Source organism: Aquimarina macrocephali, assembly GCF_051627225.1.
Classification (GTDB): Bacteria; Bacteroidota; Bacteroidia; order Flavobacteriales; family Flavobacteriaceae; genus Aquimarina; species Aquimarina macrocephali.
The window spans coordinates 3,365,142-3,383,520 of the sequence record NZ_CP151795.1; the positions used below are offsets into that span (position 1 = coordinate 3,365,142).

General features: G+C 31.9%; 16 protein-coding genes. 5 read left to right on the forward strand and 11 right to left on the reverse strand.

All coding sequences use genetic code 11. The features are described from left to right. Positions 1 to 21: 21 nt before the first annotated feature. Entirely contained in the window at positions 22 to 1,023 is a 1,002-nt protein-coding gene (locus AAFU52_RS14515; protein ID WP_438422401.1) for an SMP-30/gluconolactonase/LRE family protein, read from the reverse strand. A gap of 236 nt (positions 1,024 to 1,259) precedes the next feature. Between AAFU52_RS14515 and AAFU52_RS14520 the strand changes: the two genes are divergently transcribed. Then, positions 1,260 to 2,276, forward strand: coding sequence for a sensor histidine kinase (locus AAFU52_RS14520; protein ID WP_438422402.1), 1,017 nt, complete (start codon positions 1,260 to 1,262; stop codon positions 2,274 to 2,276). Positions 2,277 to 2,306: 30 nt separating this feature from the next. Continuing rightward, positions 2,307 to 3,002: a LytR/AlgR family response regulator transcription factor gene (locus AAFU52_RS14525; protein ID WP_438422403.1), complete on the forward strand. Its 696-nt coding sequence runs from the start codon at positions 2,307 to 2,309 to the stop codon at positions 3,000 to 3,002. 30 nt (positions 3,003 to 3,032) lie between these two features. Here the strand turns inward: AAFU52_RS14525 and AAFU52_RS14530 are convergent, their stop codons facing one another. Next, positions 3,033 to 3,788: a DUF6503 family protein gene (locus AAFU52_RS14530; protein WP_438422404.1), complete on the reverse strand. Its 756-nt coding sequence runs from the start codon at positions 3,786 to 3,788 to the stop codon at positions 3,033 to 3,035. A 182-nt stretch (positions 3,789 to 3,970) separates the two neighbouring features. Here AAFU52_RS14530 and AAFU52_RS14535 point away from each other — a divergent pair, with 182 nt between their 5' ends. After that, a complete protein-coding gene (locus AAFU52_RS14535; RefSeq protein ID WP_438422405.1) occupies positions 3,971 to 5,593 on the forward strand; it encodes an amidohydrolase in 1,623 nt (540 codons plus the stop codon). Here AAFU52_RS14535 and AAFU52_RS14540 read toward each other — a convergent pair. Then, positions 5,590 to 6,261 carry an RNA polymerase sigma factor gene (locus AAFU52_RS14540; protein ID WP_024768926.1) on the reverse strand — a complete coding sequence of 224 codons (672 nt, stop codon included), beginning with the start codon at positions 6,259 to 6,261 and terminating at the stop codon, positions 5,590 to 5,592. The genes AAFU52_RS14535 and AAFU52_RS14540 overlap by 4 nt on opposite strands. A 111-nt stretch (positions 6,262 to 6,372) precedes the next feature. Between AAFU52_RS14540 and AAFU52_RS14545 the strand changes: the two genes are divergently transcribed. Next, on the forward strand, positions 6,373 to 6,747 hold the full coding sequence (locus AAFU52_RS14545; protein WP_024768925.1) for a hypothetical protein: 375 nt from the start codon (positions 6,373 to 6,375) through the stop codon (positions 6,745 to 6,747). Positions 6,748 to 6,848: 101 nt separating this feature from the next. Here AAFU52_RS14545 and AAFU52_RS14550 read toward each other — a convergent pair whose 3' ends face one another. Both AAFU52_RS14550 and AAFU52_RS14555 read right to left on the reverse strand, forming a co-directional pair. After that, positions 6,849 to 7,616, reverse strand: a complete 768-nt coding sequence (locus AAFU52_RS14550) for a hypothetical protein (protein WP_051473667.1) — start codon at positions 7,614 to 7,616, stop codon at positions 6,849 to 6,851. 190 nt (positions 7,617 to 7,806) lie between these two features. Next, complete coding sequence (locus tag AAFU52_RS14555) at positions 7,807 to 8,517, reverse strand: class I SAM-dependent methyltransferase (RefSeq protein WP_024768923.1); 711 nt, start codon at positions 8,515 to 8,517, stop codon at positions 7,807 to 7,809. Positions 8,518 to 8,654: 137 nt separating this feature from the next. Here AAFU52_RS14555 and AAFU52_RS14560 point away from each other — a divergent pair, with 137 nt between their 5' ends. Then, on the forward strand, positions 8,655 to 9,149 hold the full coding sequence (locus AAFU52_RS14560; RefSeq protein WP_024768922.1) for a YkgJ family cysteine cluster protein: 495 nt from the start codon (positions 8,655 to 8,657) through the stop codon (positions 9,147 to 9,149). Positions 9,150 to 9,239: 90 nt separating this feature from the next. On the opposite strand, the gene AAFU52_RS14565 is transcribed toward AAFU52_RS14560, so the two are convergent. The 6 genes from AAFU52_RS14565 to AAFU52_RS14590 all read right to left on the reverse strand — a co-directional run bounded on the left by AAFU52_RS14565 (position 9,240) and on the right by AAFU52_RS14590 (position 18,366). Next, positions 9,240 to 9,923: a Lipl32 family lipoprotein gene (locus tag AAFU52_RS14565; protein ID WP_024768921.1), complete on the reverse strand. Its 684-nt coding sequence runs from the start codon at positions 9,921 to 9,923 to the stop codon at positions 9,240 to 9,242. Between the two features lie 233 nt (positions 9,924 to 10,156). Continuing rightward, positions 10,157 to 10,756, reverse strand: coding sequence for a hypothetical protein (locus tag AAFU52_RS14570; protein WP_438422406.1), 600 nt, complete (start codon positions 10,754 to 10,756; stop codon positions 10,157 to 10,159). 56 nt (positions 10,757 to 10,812) lie between these two features. Further along, positions 10,813 to 15,615, reverse strand: coding sequence for a hypothetical protein (locus tag AAFU52_RS14575; protein WP_438422407.1), 4,803 nt, complete (start codon positions 15,613 to 15,615; stop codon positions 10,813 to 10,815). Positions 15,616 to 15,830: 215 nt separating this feature from the next. Then, complete coding sequence (locus AAFU52_RS14580; RefSeq protein WP_024768918.1) at positions 15,831 to 16,268, reverse strand: hypothetical protein; 438 nt, start codon at positions 16,266 to 16,268, stop codon at positions 15,831 to 15,833. A 166-nt stretch (positions 16,269 to 16,434) separates the two neighbouring features. Further along, positions 16,435 to 17,163 (reverse strand): hypothetical protein, encoded by a 729-nt coding sequence (locus tag AAFU52_RS14585; protein WP_024768917.1) that lies wholly within the window; start codon positions 17,161 to 17,163, stop codon positions 16,435 to 16,437. A gap of 111 nt (positions 17,164 to 17,274) precedes the next feature. After that, positions 17,275 to 18,366, reverse strand: coding sequence for a DUF6620 family protein (locus AAFU52_RS14590; RefSeq protein ID WP_438422408.1), 1,092 nt, complete (start codon positions 18,364 to 18,366; stop codon positions 17,275 to 17,277). Between the last annotated feature and the right edge of the window lie 13 nt (positions 18,367 to 18,379).

An 18,379-nucleotide genomic window follows, 5' to 3' on the forward strand; every position in this document is an offset into this window, starting at 1 on the left:
TAATGTTTTTATAAGATGTTATTAGTCATCTAGTTTTACTTTTAAAATGGTGGGTTCATATAATTTTTCCATAGAGAATAGTGATCCGTCTTTATTAAAGCTTCCGAATTGAGCGTTTGCGATATAATACAATTCATTATCTACCAAAACTCCTGTAGTAGGATTGTTCATCATGGGATGGTTGTATTCTAGAGGTATTGTTTTTATAATAGCATTTTGCTCTGCATTGAGTACGAATTTTTTGACTGAGTTTTTATCCGGTTGTATACCAATCAAATAATTTTTATAAAAGTATAACCCATCTATGCTTTTGCTACCGGTTATATTATTTTCGGGATGTTGTATGTTTTGTTTTTTTCCGGTTTTGATATGTATACGAAGAATTCCTTCAGAATGTGCTATAAATAGATAAGTGTTATTATCAGAAATAGTAATGCCATTAGGATATTTTATTTCAGAAAGAGGGGTTAAGACTTTTAATTCATCGTTATCATTTTGGATTGTATATAGTATTGGGTTAGAAAACATATGTGTAGCATACAGATTTCCGGATGTATCCAAAACAATGTCATTAAAGAAATGAACCTCTTCTGGTATATCGATCCAATATTTTTTGATGAGTTTTCCTGTTTGCAGATCATATTTAAAAATCCCTGCTGGGCGCCCTTCGTTTTTATCTTTTCTACTATATCCAATAAGGTTATTTCCTCCAGAGCTGCATACCCAAAGATATCTTCGAACCGGGTCAACTTTCATCCCAATGATCATATGTAAACCGTCTTGTTGTGGTTTTACAAAATCATGATATACCCCATCTTTGGTTCGTTTTATAATTTTTCCTTTTCGGGTACTACCAATATAAAAAGAAGCATCCGTAGGATCGTAAGCGACGTTTTCTGGTAATATGTCTTTTTCGGGAATCGTATAAGCTATAAAACTTTTGTTTAATTGCTTAATTGGTTTTTGTGCGATACCGTAAAAACCGAATCCGGTAAAAAAAATGATATAAAAAACTGTTTTCATCTATTTTGTTTTAAAAATAAAATATGTGAGATTGGTATTACTTAGTGTTTTTTTCTTTTTAACGAATGTATTTGATAAAGGAATTGAGAAGATCGTTTTTATATTAAACTCCTCTTTTTTGATGTGTAATCGCTTTTTACTTATGCCAGTTCATTACACATAAGTAGATTATAGATTTACATAAATTATGGATTTTGATAGGACTGAAAACCAAAAATCCTATAGCTTTGTTATCGATGAAGATTAAAAGCATTTGGTTTCATATTGGTTTTTGGATTGTATATACTGCTATATTCACCGTAGTTGAAGCTAGTTATAAAGGGAAATATACAGAAGCATTAGCTTTTGAGCTTATGAATTTGCCCATGCGACTTATTATTGTGTATTTTAATTATTTTGTTCTATTACCAAAACTCTTATTGCAAGGCAAAACGGTAAAATATTTTGTGTATACTATACTCACATTAATAGTCTCTGGATTTATTCAACGAATTATTAATTATGAGATATTATCCATTCTCTATCCTAATATGACAGATTCTGGAATGTGGCTACCATACAAGTTTTTACAGGCTTCTATGATCATAGCTTCTCCTTTGATTTTTATTATTGGAATTTCGGTTATTTGGAAAGTAGCAGAATTGCAAAAGAGGGCTAAAACCCTTGAAAATGAAAAATTGCAATCAGAATTGAAGTATCTAAAATCACAAATTAATCCTCATTTTCTTTTTAATACCTTAAATAATATCTACGGATTATCTTTGGAAAGCTCAAAAAAAGCCCCAGAACTTATACTCAAATTATCAGATTTCCTTAGCTTTTCTTTATATGAGAGTTCTCAAAGGTTTATTCTTTTAGAAAAAGAAATCAGTTTGCTAAATGATTTTATTGATCTAGAAAAATCTCGATTCGAAGATAGAGTAGATGTGCAGGTTACTATCCCCAAAGATATAGATCCGGTATCTATACCTCCTCTTATTTTGGTGCCATTTGTAGAAAATGCTTTTAAACATAGTTTAAAAAACGAAACCAAAATTGCTCATATAATTGTTAAATTAGAGGTAACAAATGGTCAACTAATCTATGAAGTTATAAATTCGAAACCAGAAGATACTATAGATGATTCTTCACTAAAAGGAATTGGTTTACAGAACATCAAAAAAAGATTAGATATCATATATAATGATCGGTATCAATTAGATATTAAAGATGAAGAAAGATTGTATACTATTGTATTAAGAATTATTATCTAATATGGAAGTTGCAAAAAATAAAATAAACAGATGAAGCTTCGATGTATTATTGTAGATGATGAACAAACTGCAAGAAATATTTTAAAAAAATATATTGGAGATGTTTCTACTTTGGATCTAATGGGAGAATTTAAAAATGCTCTCGAAGCCCTGGATTATATCCAGAATCATTCGGTAGATGTGATGTTTTTAGATATTGAAATGCCTAAACTATCGGGCTTAAATCTTGCCAAAATCATAGAGAATAAAATTAAAATTGTATTTACAACCGCACATCGTGAGTTTGCTTTAGAAGGATTTGATTTAAGTGCAATTGATTATCTGCTTAAGCCTTTTTCTTTTGATCGGTTTTTAAAATCCATTCAAAAAATTAATCCTAGTTTATCAACTACTACTGTTACGCCTGCACCTGTAGTTGATCATATTTTTGTGAAAGCTGATAAAAAAATGGTTAAAATTAATTTTTCAGAATTACTGTATATCGAAGGCTTAAGTAATTATGTCAAAATTCATACAATAGAGAATACTTTGGTCGTTTATGAAAAGATGAGTGATCTTGTATTACGATTGCCTTCTCTTTCCTTTATGCGTATACATAGATCTTATATTGTAAATACCGAGAAAATAAAAACATATACCAAAGAGTATGTAGAAATTAAAAAAAGACATATCCCGATAAGCTTAACATATCGAAATGCATTATTGTCTTTTTTAGAGAAGTCCTAAGGCCTCTCTTAAGAAATTTATTGTATTCTATTAATGAAGTTCCTTGTTGTTAACAGCCTCTTTCACTATGATATCAGATCCCGAATATGCATCGGTATCATATTCGTGCCAATGCCGTATTCTTGGGATTGTAACTCCATCTATAACAATGTTGCCAGAAAAATAAAGGCGTTCTCCTTTTGTTGGATCATCAGGGAATACAATTTCGATACCTAATAGAGTATAGTCTTCTTGAGAAATATATATATTCCAATATTTAGAAAATATAACCTCTTTCAACACAAGTTCAATTTTATAGCTATCTGTGTCGTTAAATATAGTTTTACTTGTTTTGCCAAAAGTATCAACTGTAGCGTTATCTAAAGACATGGGCAAACCAATTAAATGCTGATAAAATTTTTGGTAGCTAAGATTTCGCTCCGGTTGCAGTCGATATTTTTTTATTTGAATACTATCCGTATTAATCTCTCCATCTAAAAGTGTTCTGGAGATTCCTTTTTCATCAATTATATGTGTAGAAATATGCTGACCTCTATTTCTTGTTAATTCAAAGCTATTATCTTTATTATCCATTTTTAAGATAGAATATCTGTGAGGGTTAGATATACGAGGTTCTTGTATATGAATTTTTAGATTTGTTATCGACCAATGATTATCGGGGTCGTACGTTTTTATGCTTTTTTGAAGAATGGCTTGAGTATCTAGTTGTTTTAGATCTTTTTGAGAATTACAACTCAAACTAATGCATACCGATAGTATTAAGATATAATATAATTTGTTGTACATGATCTTTATATTTTTATTTTTATGAAATTTAAGTTTTTATTTTCAATTTCATTATGATGTTGGGTTGCTAAAAAAGAGTTTGAATGTATATGCTTTTTAGTACTCCAGATTATATTAAGAAAACCTTAACCACTACACACATTAGATATATTTACATTTAGAGCTCTAAAAACTCGACAACAATGAAAAGATTATCTCTACTATTGGTTATTACTGTATTACTTTTTTCTTGCAAGAAACCGGTTGCAGTAGACTTATTGGTTATTAATGCAAATGTATACACTGTAGAGGATACAAGTCCAAAAGCAGAGGCATTTGCAATAAAGGAAGGTAAATTTGTTGCCGTGGGTAGTAACGATGAAATCTTAAAGGGATATACAGCTGCCAATACTTTGGATGCAGATGGAAAGACAATAGTACCAGGATTAATTGATGCACATTGTCATTTTTATGGTCTTGGATTACAACAACAAAAAGTTGATCTTATGGGCACCAAAAGTTATGCAGAAGTATTGGATAGGATTGTAGCTTTTCAGAAAGAAAAAAATGTGTCATTTATTACAGGGCGAGGATGGGATCAAAATGACTGGGAAATAAAAGAATTTCCAACCAAAGAAAAATTAGATAGTTTGTTTCCTGATACCCCTGTAGCGGTAACCCGGGTAGATGGTCATGCAATGATAGCAAACCAAACAGCATTAGACCTTGCTAAAATTACTGTAGATACTAAAGTAGCAGGAGGGGAGATACTTCAAAAAGATGGAAAACTTACTGGTGTATTGATCGATAATCCTATGGGGTTGATTGGTGCAGTTATCCCTAAACCTACAGTAAAGGAGCAAATACAGGCTTTAAAAGATGCCGAAAAAATTAATTTTGGTTATGGATTAACTACTGTAGATGATGCGGGATTGAGCCCCGAAGTAATTACACTGGTAGATAGCTTACAGAAAAAGAATGAGCTTAAAATCAGGATGTATGCTATGGTAAGTAATGTACCCAAATATGTAGATCACTACCTAAAGAATGGGGTGCATAAAACAGACAAGTTAAATGTTTCCTCTTTCAAAGTATATGCCGATGGTGCATTAGGGTCTAGAGGAGCTACATTAAAACGACCATATGCAGATAAGGAAAATCATTATGGAGCTATGGTCATAGGAAATGATGAATTTAAAACTCTGGCAAAACGATTAGCAGGATCACCTTTTCAAATGAATACTCATGCTATTGGTGACTCTGCCAATGCAGTAGTAATGAAAACGTATTATGATGTGCTACAAAATAAATCGGATAGAAGATGGAGAGTAGAGCATGCCCAGGTTGTTGCTTCTGAAGAATTTGAAATCCTTAATAATAATCTGGTAATGAGTGTGCAGCCAACTCATGCTACAAGCGATATGTATTGGGCAGATGAGCGATTGGGAAAAGAACGTATAAAAGGGGCATATGCTTATAAAAAATTATTAGAAAAAACAGGTAGAATTGCTTTAGGAACAGATTATCCTGTAGAACATGTGAGTCCATTCTATACTTTTTATGCAGCAGTAGCCCGAAAAGATCTAAAGCAATATCCAGAAGGTGGTTTTCAAAAAGAAAATGCACTTAGTAGAGAAGAGACCCTAAAAGGAATGACTCTTTGGGCAGCATATAGTAACTTTGAAGAGTATGAAAAAGGAAGTATTACTGCAGGTAAATTTGCGGATTTTGTAATTCTTGAGGATAATATTATGGAAATTGATGAAGATCAAATCCCAAATATAAAAGTGAAAGCTACTTATATTGACGGAGAAAAGGTGTACTAGATAGCATTCATTACTTTATCTACGATAGTATCACATTTGCTAAATCCAAATTCGAAAATATCAGTATCCAGGGAGAGTTCATAGAGTTCTTCTCTAATCATATCTTTGGCGCGATGTAGACGAACCTTTACATTAGAAACTGTTAGCCCTAAACAATCTGATATTTCTGCCATACTCATCCCTTCAACCTCTCTAAGAACATAAACGGTTCGGTATTTTACATCTAATAGATCAATAGTTTTTTCTAAGATTTGTTTTGCTTCTTGTCGTATCATTTTTTTCTCGGGATTTAATTGTTCAGCATCAGGAATCTCGAGAATAAAATCATTCGATACGCTATTTTCTGATTTATATACGTTATGATATTTTCCTTTTGTTTTTAATCGAGCAAGAGTTTCATTTATTCCAATTCGGATTAACCAAGTAGAGAATTGCGAGTTGTGCTTAAATTGGTAGAGTTTTTCATAGGCTTTGAGATAGGTGTTTTGCATTATATCTTCAATTTCGGTCAGATCGTTAATATAGCTTCGGATAACTCGATATAGTTTTTGATTATTTCTTCTTAGCAAGATTTCATACAATTCTTTTTCTCCAGAATGAATACGGCATATTACATCAGAATCTGATATTTTATGAGTTTTATAGTCATTGATTTTAATGGGCTCCATAGCTTGTTATTTATAGCTTAGATGAAAAACTGCACAAAAAGTTACAAAACTTTGTAACCAAAAGATCGATTTTTTATCTAAAAACCGAATAACAAAAAAATATTTGAAATTATGGATTCGCAGATTAAGACAGTTTTTACCCTATTAAAATACACATACGGTCTTGTGCCTATAGTTGCTGGGTTAGATAAATTTACCAATATACTTACAGACTGGAGTCAGTATATTTCTTCTGGATTCGCGGGTATATTGCCTTTTGAAGCCAGAACGTTTATGATTATCGTGGGAGTAATCGAAATTATAGCAGGTATTATGGTGCTTTATCGCCCCAAGATAGGTGGATATGTAGTCATGGGGTGGTTAATAGTTATAGCATTAACTCTACTGTTTGGAGGACATTATATTGATGTAGCGGTAAGAGATATTGTAATGGCAATAGGAGCATTCTCACTAGTGAAATTGGCTGATTCTGATAGCCGACAATAAGAAAATAAGCAGATTAGAAAAGAGAAAGATTAACTTTTAGGAATGCCAGTGATTTTTTTCAAGAAAGCATCATCAGAATAAAAAGGTGGTGCTTTTTTATTTTATCTACCTCCATTTGCTTGCAGATCAGCAATGCATTGGGCATCTAGTTCTGGAATTACATTACCCATACCCATCATCCCACTCCCAAATTCTATAGCGGCTTCCATCAAACAACTTGATACATTACAATGATTACTGGCATCCGGATCCTCATGTTCGGATTGCAGAGGAGTGCCTAGGTTTACCAACCCCATTAGATGAGAAAATTCATGATTTAGGGTGGCAGTTTCTACAGTACTAAGTGATGGAGAATTTGGCCTTGTACTTAATGCCCGTAATGTACCTTCATAGATTACCATCGAAGTATTTAGGTATGCAGAACCTAAAGTTACTTGCTCATTGGTGTCATTTTCTTTGCTTCCATCAGCAAAATATACATATACAGTGATATCGTCTTCCTTATTAAATAGTGTCCTGGTGGTGTTTTCTATTTCTACTATCTCTTCAATAGAAAAAGGAGCTTTGCCAGAGGAAGGTATAGAACGTTGTGTGATCGTAATTCCGTCGGGTTTAAATAATCGATCTTGTAAAAATTCTCTAAACCCTTGTATTGCCTGTGAGGTAGGTTCGAACCCTTGTACAGCTATAATCTCAATAGTTAAACTATTAAAATTGGTTGCGCTTAGTAAATCATTTGCAGAACTACCCAGAGGTTTTTTATTGTTTGCTTGTAAGGTGTTTGTAACTGGTGTATCGTCATCATCAGAACATCCAATGAGAATAAAAGAAGAGATCAATAGGTAACCAAACAGCTTTGTTATTTGCACAGGATTTCTTTTTAAAGGGGTTAAAATACCATTTACTGTTTTCTTTTATGATAAATTCAAACAATAATTGGTATGACTAGTAAATAAACGAATTTACATCGCGTCTTATTTCTACTTTAACGTTGTTTTGTTAAATGATTTCTTTGCCACAAAGATTGTACCATCAATAATATTATAAGGATTTTTGCTATTATGCTAAGGTAAATCTCGCCAGATAATCATTATTTTCTCCTTCAACTATTAATTCTGATAGTAAACCATTGGCGTTAGCAGCATTTTGAAGTGTGTTATAATCAATATATAACCAATCAAACCATTCTGATTCTTGTTTTTTATATTTTAATTTATATTTCATTTCTCCATAATATCCGGCAGAGGCATCTACCCAAAAGCCTCCATCTTCATCTTGAAAAAGGTATGAAATGTCTGATGAATCCATTAAAATTTGACCTCCCGGCGCGATAAGTGTTTTAATATGAGAAAAAAATCGATCAATGTGATCTAAAGTACCAACAATACCACTACCATTCATTAGTAATAGTATGGTATCATATGTGGCATTATTATGATCATAAATATCTTGTGCCATGGCATGATGTACTCCTCTTTTTTTACAAACTTCGATAGCACCTTCGGATATATCTATAGCTTTTACGTCTAACTTTTGATCATTTTGGAGAAACAAACTATGGCTTCCGGCACCACAACCTACATCTAGTACTTTACCGTATGAAAGCTTTAATGCTTTTTGTTCTATTTCTGGCATTTCAGCATAAGCTCTAAATAGGTAGGGGATAGGAATATGATCATCATCAAAATCATTTGCCTGTACAATAATATCTTCAGTGTATTCTTTATTATAAAAATCTTTAATGGCTTTTCCGAAGATATCTGTATTCATGAGGTGCGGTTTATGATTATGGAAAACGTTTTTAGGTATTGGATTAAAATATTTTTAAAGATTCTAATTGGTCTTTATTAAAACTGAATATGTTAGTAATTGGTAATCAGAACTCCCAAAAGTCTTACTTTTGTACTATGCAAGAATTCATAGACCAATTACCAAAACTGGCCAAAGATAAACATAACGAGAACAAAAAGTTCTTTGCTAAACTTAAAAAAAGACCCCCTAAAAAACTAGATCATATCATGCAGGAGTTACATGATGAAGAGTTTAGTAACACAGATTGTTTAGAATGTGCGAATTGCTGTAAAACAACTGGACCATTATTTACAGATAAAGATGTAGAGCGTATTGCGAAATTTTTTAAAATAAAACCCAGGCAGTTTGAAGAACAATACCTGAGAACAGATGAGGATGGAGATTTGATATTACAACAAACTCCATGTACTTTTCTTGGGGCTGATAATTACTGTGTAATTTATGAGGTAAGGCCAAAGGCATGTCGAGAATATCCACATACAGATCGTAAAAAGTTTCAACAGATATCTAATTTAACATTGAAAAATGTAACAATTTGTCCTGCAGCTTATAATATTGTAGAAAAAATGAAGTCTAAAATACCTTTATAGATGAATATATAAAACAATTATTCCCACATATTCTTTTAAGAAACATGTGGGAATAACCGTAGGTGTGTGTATTAAATTAGGTTGTATATATTATAGTCCTTTTTTTAACTCTTCGATAGTTTTAGCCATTACAACTCCTGGTAATTTAATTGGAGCTGCAACTTGTGCTAAGAAAGTACCTTTTACTTCACCGGTTTTGTATGTTGTAAAACCAATACGGTATAATCCAACAGTTAATGCCTTAAGAGGATCGCTAACTTCACTTTTATATCTTAATAAAGAATTATAGCTACTTCCGCTAGGTTGCTTAGGCATTTCACTACTATCATCATTACGTTCTAAAACAGTCCAGTTTGCACTTTTTGCTCCTTCTGCTGTAATATTATCTTTGCTTATGATATCAGAACGCTCTAAAGTAATGTAAGTATCAAAAAAATCGCTAGAACTTGCATTTTCTGTATATGCTGCAGCTGCAGTAGCTCCTTTAACTTTAGTTTTCCCAACAGGAGACATCATTCTTACACCAAGTTCTGGAGCAACAGCAGGAACCCAAACATAGATGTAATAGAATTTCTTACCATCTTTTACTTCATCCTCATTACCAGGTGCTGCATATCCAAGATAAGATACAACATCTGTATATGGCACTTTTATAGTTTTTGGACCGATCTTTTTTTCGGTTAAACCACCAAATTTCTTTAGCTTTTGTGCTTGAGAATCAACAGAAGTTCCTAAAGCAAATATGCTTAGTAAAATTAAGATTTTTGTTTTCATAAATAATTGATTTGATTTTAGTGATAAAGACACACACACTTTTTAACACTATAGGTTAGTTTTGCGATAATCTACGATTATCAATTTGGATACAAATATGAGAGTTTATTGTTAGAATAGAATGATTTATTGTATTTAATCATTCTATTCTAATAATGAATTCTGTGTTTCAGTAGGTTTTGACTTCTTAATTTTGAATCTCATTTTTAAGTTAAAAAATGCGTAGAGTTATTTTATTTGTTATTTATTTCTATAAGTTTTTCTTCTTCTAAATTAGGAGTTTCTGGTGCGGGATCATAATGTCCGCTAAGAGTAGAAAGAATTTCTCCGGTTTCTTTATGTATTTCTTCAATATATTCAATTCCACCTTGATCAGGGTTTCTGGATGTGGTGTATACCAGATAATGATTTTCTTTTTCATAAATAGAGATAACAACAGATGATTTATTGCCTTTGTTAAACACATCATTATTGGTGTCATTACGATTTAGAATAAAATTGATGACATCCATATGTTCTGATGTGGGATGATAAAAAGCAGTGCTCTTTCCTTCATTATTGTCACTGTTTATAGAGATCAATTTAGAAGGAAACTCTACAATGATGTCTGTATTGTAACTACTGTTTTTTGGGAAATAGATTACATTGTATCCAAAATGAACTTTGATTCTTTTGTTACTGGCCATTACTTGTATGAAGTGAAAATTATCTTCTGTTATTTCTGGTTTGGATGTTGATTGTAATTCTTTTAAAGCTAGTTGAATAATATGATCTTTTCCTAGCTTCCTTAATTTTAGTATTTCCTTTTCGAGAGATGTAGATTGGGAACTCATGAATAAGATATTTAATGAAAAAAACAACAAACTAATAAGTACCTTCATGGCGTTTTTTAATTAATGATTCCTTTATTAGTAGAGATTTCATCCATCATTTCTGAAGAATGTCCACTTTGTTTAGCTTTTTGCACATAGTTTAACGCTTCTTTTGGATTTTTAAGCTTATAATATATCTCTGCAATATTGGCAAGATACATGGGCTCATTGGTTGCAGTTAGTGCAGCATTTTTAAAATAAGGTAATGCTTCTTCATAGCGTTTCTCTACATCTAATGCACAACCGGTTAGATTGTATAACCGTGCAAGTGTAGCTATATCATGAGAAGCTTTTTTAATATACTCCTCTTGTTTTTCAAGATATGCAGGAATTCCTTTTTTTAACCAAAGCAAGCGTGCTTTTAGAAAATAAGCCTGACCAAATTCTGGATCTATTTTTAGAATAGCATCCCCTTTTTGTTCTGCCAATTCGAGATCTTTGTTTTTTAAATCATTCCAGGCAGCCTGAAGCAATGCAAACTTACTTTTTTCCTTGATTTTGTATAAATCAATTTCTTCAGAGAATTTGTCTTTGTTCTGAGTGATAGCTTCAACAATAATTTCTGCTATACTTGCCAATTCTGGTCTTTTCTGTATATGTTTATAGGTGTAATGAATGAAGTTGAAAGCTAATAGCCTGTCGTGATCATAATTTTCATCTTTGGCTATATTATTAGATAGTTTTTGGATGAATATCTTTTTAAAATCTTCGCCATAGATATGTTCTCCTTGTTCAAATAATACATCTATAGTAGTATACCATGATTTTTTATAAGGCTCAGGTTCTATAGTGTTATTCCAAATAGGTTTTTCTTCTTCAGATTCAAAACTTTGTAGTATGTGTTTAACTTGTTGTTTTCGATATAATTGTAATAGAAATGTTTCTTCGTTTTCATAATCATCATCTCCAAAAAGATCGTCATCATATTCTTCATTATATCGTTTAGCCGAATTTGCTTTAGAAATCAATTCCTCTGGGAATTTTTCGTGGCCTAACCTGATAAGCATATCACATACAGGTATGATCATATTTTTTATACGATGATTTTGCTCTTCATCTGTATCAGATTCAAATTGCTCAAAAATTTCTAATAACTCCTTTTCAAATGGTTTTATAGCTACCAATGGAAGCTTAGAAATATTAATTATATTTCTGTCTTCATCACCGATATAATTATAATAATCTAGAACATCATACGTATCGGTCAACAATTTTTTGATATGATTGTGGATAGACTCATGTGAATACATTTTATAACGATAGGCCAACTTTGCCATTAGGAATTCATCATTTAGGGTATCCAAAGTATCTAATAAGAATGCTTTAATTTCAGGATCTTCAGAAAATTCATCCCATAGGCCATACCAATTATTTACCAGAATTGATATATAACCTTGTTTTATAGTAGAAGCATTTGGAGTTTTTTCTAACACTGGTTTTGGGATACTATACTTTGCTCCATTAAATATGATGTTCCTAACAATTTTTCGGTCAGGATGGGAAGAAATGATTCTAATAGCTTCGTTTTTTAATTTATTAATGTTTTTTGAATCATCGTTTTCTTGTTTTGGCCCAAAAGCGGGCCCCTGAATATATGATGGTTTGATTTTTGGTGAACTGCTTGAAATAGATTTTCCATTTTTCAAAGAACCAGAAGTATTTCTAATTTCATCTTCAGGTTTTTTCAGATTAAGTATATATATCAACTCTTTAAAAACACCTTCTTCGGTAATCATTCTGCTTTCTAACTGCTTGATCAAGTTTTCATTACCACTAAGTATAATGCCTTCGGCAGTTTCAGGGTCTTGTGATGAACTAATTTCACGATATGGATTCCAGTCATGATCAGGGAATTCTAAGTATCGGGATTCATTATTTATAAGTATTGAAACATGTTTTGCAGTCATTCTATTAAAACTATCATACGAGATAATTTTATCTATGATACTATTAAGATCATAGTTCATTTTTATGATCTGAGGATCAAAATTCATATCCAAAGTACCTGAGAAATATTGGTAAATATTAAAATTAGAATAGACCATGGGGAGTTGAGATTCCTCATAAAAACTAGATACTACCGCAGGGCTTGAGCACTCCTGAAAAGAAAGTGATATCACTCCATAATCTGGTTTGTGCTCCATAACTACTTTTCCGATACTGAAATCGGGATAATTTTCTACCAAATACTCAAAACACTCAATAGCCATCTTTTCTAATATATCCTGAATATTAAATTCCTGTTTCTGTTGAGCAAGGTTTTTATCTTTTTCTAAAATGCAGATATCATATGGAGTAAAACCAATAACAGTATCTCCATCATACATCGTTGCTATATTACTGGTTAATCGTTCGCAATATAAATTTTCCTTGTTTAGACTTTCTAACCAATTTACAAGTGTAATCTTACCATTGTCTTCTTTAGATAACGTGGTAAATAGAAACTCATTACCGGTACTACATAATGGGATATCAGGTTTTTCTGAAAAATAGTAAATAGGAGCAAGGTCGTCCCAGTTATGACAGATAAATTTCGGATCAGCAGGATTACTTATATCTATTACAGATCGAGTAACCATATAGTGCTCAAAAAACTCTATATGCATATCTCCGGGTGTCTTATCTTCTATAATACTGGATAAATAAGTTGGATTGCTTTTATCCTGAATATCCAGTAAAAGAACCAAGCCAGCACCGGCACCAACAACCAGAAGATTATTGTTAACATGAAGACTATATCCGCTTTCTATAAATAGGTCTGAAGAAATCGGATTAGCATCCGGGTTAGAAAGATCAAAGATTTCAAGGTATTCATTATTACAAACATACAAGTGGCCATCAGAAATATTAAGATTACCGTATTGTGGTATTTTTTCAATATTTTTAATACTACCCTCTATAGGGATAATAGAATTTTCCTGGATTTGGTATCTTACTATTCCTTCATTATAGACCGAGACATATACTACTTCGTTATGATAAGAATAGTGATATCTTTTTTCCTTGTCTAACTCAATGATAGTATGTTTTATGATCTCATAAGTATCTGTAATTTCTCCTATAAAAAGTTCTTTATCATCATTTACAGCGATGAATTGATTCTTGCTAATAGGCACGGCCCAACTTAAATCAACATCTTCGATTTTATGAGATAGATAATAACAATCTTCATATGGGACTTTTTTTATTTCTTGTTTATCAGTTTCGGGAATAACAAGAGAAGATACTTTTACTCTGGATTTAAAATCTTCTTTTTCTTTCTCTTTTACTAAATAATCATTATACACTTGAAGCATATAAGGAGAATTGGCAAATTCTTTTTTGAATATGGTATTGTGGATATCACTAGAGAAAGAAATTCTCTGAAAACAATATAAAGCATTATCTTTTTCTCCAAGAATTGTATATAATTTGGTTAATACTATTGCTGCTCTGGCTGCTGAAGTGTATCCTTTGTTTTCTGACATAAAAGAAATGAGTTCGTCTTTTAGTCTATTAAGTTCATCCTTCTGATCTTGATATAGCTTGATATCAAATAACCACTTTGACAATAATGCATCTTTTTTGGCGCTTTTGCTTTCAATTGAAGCATAACACTCGTCAAATTCTTCTTTGCGATTCAGGAAATATAAGTTTTCTAGCAGATGTATTTTATAATGATCTGATAATTGTTTTATAGATTTAAGGATTGCTGTTGATTCCTCATATCGCCCTTCAGAAAATAACCTGGCTGTTAGGAATTTTTGAAGATCCGAATAGTTTTTATTGGTATCAGGTAAGAGTTTTAATGTTTTTCTGAAAGCTTCTTCACCATAGTTATAAAGCTTTTCTTCTGCTTTGTATGAGATATCCAGATTATGTTCCTGTATAGTGTTTAGCCATTTTGTGAAGTCAGGTTCGTTATTGATAGGATCTGGAACCTGTGAAGGATCTATTATTTTATCCGGAAACTGAACCATGAATTTATCAAAGGCACTAAAAAAAGCTTCTTCTGGTAAATCACCTTCTTCTTCTTCGATATGTCCTCCATCTAGTTTCCAATCTTCAAATTCATCGGTTAATCTAAAAATAGCTTTTTCTCTATGTTTGGATTGTATAAAGCCATACTCGATATTTTTGATGTCATAGGTGTATATATTGCTTTCTTCTTGAGAGCCTTCGTATATATTGCTTTTGGGATAAAACAAATAAAAACCAGTGTCATAAAACTTTAAATATGGATAGGTTAATTTTGATTGAGGCAAGGTAAGCATCACATTATAAAATGGACCAGAACCATTAGGGTGATTAAAAGCCAGTATTCTTACATTATCGTCCTGTTTAAAAGTTAGTTTGTGTGTGACAAAACCCACAACATGTTTGAAATCTTTTTGAGTATAAGAACTGGCTACATTTTTTATAGCATTTTCAATTTGTAAAATCAATTCTTCGCGCAAGCATATTAAATAGCTTTTATATAGTTGGTCAGATATATGGTCAAAAGTAAGCGCAGGCTTTATCTTTGTATATTTTCTGTCATGTTCTACCGCACGATCTATATAAAGAGCATCTAACCCTTCTCTTTTCTCAAAAGCTGTATCTGCAATATCTAACCATTCGGATATTGAAATTGTACCAATATCCGATGCATCATCATATTCGGATCCATAATAATATTCGTCCCAGGCGTTGTTATAGGTTACTTTAAGTACATCAAAAGTTTTATTGGGCGAAATGATAATCATTCGTAACTTTTCTGGATTAATTTTTCCTGAAGCAACAGCTTGATCTATAATTTCTTTAAGTTGTTTTTGGATGAATGTAGTGATGTTTAATTGCATAATGTTTTTTTCTATAGATTAGTGTTGTGATAGTTTATAATCTAGTTGCAAAATATGAGCGTTTATTATTAGAGCTAAATATCTTATTTACATTTAATTATATTGCTATAGATACGTATTAAATTGATTATGAAATTGTTCTCAATTTTAACAAAACAGTTTGATTTTGTTGGTTGTAAAACAGGATTTACTTGTTCTTTATTTCTATGTTCTTACTACATATAGAATAAGAAAGAGGCTACAATCTGCAAGCAGCCAATAATGATTCCTAAAACTCCTAACTTACGTTGTTTTGATGCTGACTTTCCTCTTAATTGATTTGCTTTTTCTTTTGTAGCTCCATTTTTGAATACGAAAAACTTGTTAATTGAGCGGAAAACTAACATGAAACCTAATACAGCTTCCATAATATTCCCAACTAATAAGGTGATCCACCAGATAGGATAGGTTGTTATCCATTCTATATTTAAAATTGCCGAAATTACTCCCCATACACCCCAGAAACAGAATATAAGTCCGATCATAAATCTGATCAAGCTTGGCAACGGTTCGATTTTTTCTAAAAATTCTTTTACCTCTGGTTTTTTTGATAGCAATAATGATGGTGCTGCTACTATAATACTTAATACAATTAATATGATTCCCAAGGTCATAATTTTTAGTTTTAAAGTGTTAGTACTTATTTTTTTAATTTTATAAATGATTTTTTGTATCTATTTTTTTTTGATCCCTATTTTGAAGCCTAAAATTCACATTACAAAGATGATAGGTATAGGTTTTGAAGTTTTTTTAAACTATCTTTTATAAATTATCGAGATACTAGATCATTTTTTCTAACTCAGGAAGCTTGGTGTCAATTTCGATTTGTCTTTCTCTGCATTCTTCAGATTTATTACTTTCGGGATGATTAGCAAGAAAACCATTAAGTGCCATTTGCATATCTTTAAGGTATCTTATTTTTAATGAAATTTTTTCGGTTTCCTGATATTTTTGCCATGCTTCTTCAACATATTTATATTCTAATTCTTGCCGCTCTAATTGTTTAATTTCTTTCCATCCTGGTAATAAGTCTATTAATTCCTGAGAATTAGGAAAAGCTTTAATAGTTTCTTCAAGATCAGGAACAGCAGCGTATGCTGGCCTTAAATTAGTATCAGAAAAGAAAGTGATGGCTTCTTGTTCACTATCTCCAAGAAAAACAGTTAAGATTTCATTCCACCCTGTAGAAATAAATAAAAAACTACCATCAGGTATTGTGGTATCGGTAGTAAGCTTATACATGTTTTCTTTTTCTAAAGGCTCTATATTGAAATTTATATCTTCATTAAACCCTCCCAAAGCCAGTTTTCTCGCTTGAGCTACCAGATATCCACTTTCAAAATTTTGAAGATATACAATAAGCTCTATTTGATCATTTTCTCTTAGTACAGATGGAACCTTGTTAAGATGTCTAAACTCTGGAAAGCTGGTATTGTTAATCGTTACAAATGCCAGGTAACTATCTTTACTCTTAATATGTATTCCGAATTGTTTGATATTATTTTCCATAATTATTTTTTGTTTTTAAAAACAAGATGACCTGATTTCATCAGATTTGCAATGTAGTGTAATTGGGTTGCAGATGAATCCCAGGCCATCTTACATAAAACTCTATTTCTTTTAAAAATCGATATCGTCTCCTGCTTTTTCCGAAGCAAATTCTGCATTATATTTTTCCATTAATTCTCCCATTTTTAATGCCATACGAGTATCTGTTGCCATTTTTGGAGTCCAATGCATACCTACAGAACTCCAATCGGTAACTGTAAGTCCGTATTCTTGCAAGATTGAAGCAGCATCTTTTCCTTGAGCCGCTCCCATATTTTGATGACACATAACTTTAATATAAAGTTCGAAATCTTCATAAATATCATTGTTTCCGGCAGGAGAACCAGTTTCAGATTCTTGATCGGTTCCTGCATCTGCAAATTTGCCAATGTTCGAATTCATAAAAGCATCACCATATACCTTAGAAATCGCAAAAGTTGTATCCTGAGACATTCTTGCAGTCCATTCTGCAGATACTTCATCCCAGATTGGTTTTTCTGTTCCTACAATTTTAAGTACTTCTTCTAAGCCCATACCTCCAGCTATTTTTGCATTAGCAGCGGCCCAGGTTTCCATATCAATGCCATTAATAGGATCTAATAATCCACCAGCTTCTGCTGCTTCTACATGAGCATCCATCTGAGCATCCAGTTTAGCTTTTTGTTCTTTTAAAAAGTTGTCAGCATCATCATATGCTTGGGATTCTGCTTCTTCTAATTTGATATTGGCTGATTCTACATGATCTCTAATTGAAAATTGCTCATTAGTTTTAAACCCATACTTTTGAGCAGCGGCTTCAAAATCTTCATTATTCTGAATTTCTTTTACTATGGCTTTGGCTTCTTCATGATCTTGCCCTAATTCTTTTGGAAATCCTAACCTTAATAAACATGCATTAAGTTTTCTTTCTTTTCCATTAGAGAATTTGTTTAAATCTACCCATCCTCCTATTGTATTATCAGCGTTTTTTTGATAACATAACCAAGGCTCAATATGACCAATTTTATCTTGATCTATATTTGGCCAGGAAAAATCCGCTCCTTCCTGATTTGTATAATCATAATTCTCAGAACCAACGCCGTTTTTTATTTGAATACCTAGTGTAATTGCTTTTTGACCTTGTTCTGTTTTGTCGTGATCTGTAAATTCATGTGTTGTACTCATAATGTATAATTTT

Coding starts and splice junctions, on each gene's coding strand:
- AAFU52_RS14545 (WP_024768925.1), top strand. CDS start 6,373: ATGGATTCGCAGATTAAGACAGTTTTTACCCTATTAAAATACACATAC.
- AAFU52_RS14520 (WP_438422402.1), top strand. CDS start 1,260: ATGAAGATTAAAAGCATTTGGTTTCATATTGGTTTTTGGATTGTATAT.
- AAFU52_RS14575 (WP_438422407.1), bottom strand. CDS start 15,615: ATGCAATTAAACATCACTACATTCATCCAAAAACAACTTAAAGAAATT.
- AAFU52_RS14540 (WP_024768926.1), bottom strand. CDS start 6,261: ATGGAGCCCATTAAAATCAATGACTATAAAACTCATAAAATATCAGAT.
- AAFU52_RS14515 (WP_438422401.1), bottom strand. CDS start 1,023: ATGAAAACAGTTTTTTATATCATTTTTTTTACCGGATTCGGTTTTTAC.
- AAFU52_RS14530 (WP_438422404.1), bottom strand. CDS start 3,788: ATGTACAACAAATTATATTATATCTTAATACTATCGGTATGCATTAGT.
- AAFU52_RS14535 (WP_438422405.1), top strand. CDS start 3,971: ATGAAAAGATTATCTCTACTATTGGTTATTACTGTATTACTTTTTTCT.
- AAFU52_RS14560 (WP_024768922.1), top strand. CDS start 8,655: ATGCAAGAATTCATAGACCAATTACCAAAACTGGCCAAAGATAAACAT.
- AAFU52_RS14580 (WP_024768918.1), bottom strand. CDS start 16,268: ATGACCTTGGGAATCATATTAATTGTATTAAGTATTATAGTAGCAGCA.
- AAFU52_RS14590 (WP_438422408.1), bottom strand. CDS start 18,366: ATGAGTACAACACATGAATTTACAGATCACGACAAAACAGAACAAGGT.
- AAFU52_RS14555 (WP_024768923.1), bottom strand. CDS start 8,517: ATGAATACAGATATCTTCGGAAAAGCCATTAAAGATTTTTATAATAAA.
- AAFU52_RS14525 (WP_438422403.1), top strand. CDS start 2,307: ATGAAGCTTCGATGTATTATTGTAGATGATGAACAAACTGCAAGAAAT.
- AAFU52_RS14585 (WP_024768917.1), bottom strand. CDS start 17,163: ATGGAAAATAATATCAAACAATTCGGAATACATATTAAGAGTAAAGAT.
- AAFU52_RS14570 (WP_438422406.1), bottom strand. CDS start 10,756: ATGAGTTCCCAATCTACATCTCTCGAAAAGGAAATACTAAAATTAAGG.
- AAFU52_RS14565 (WP_024768921.1), bottom strand. CDS start 9,923: ATGAAAACAAAAATCTTAATTTTACTAAGCATATTTGCTTTAGGAACT.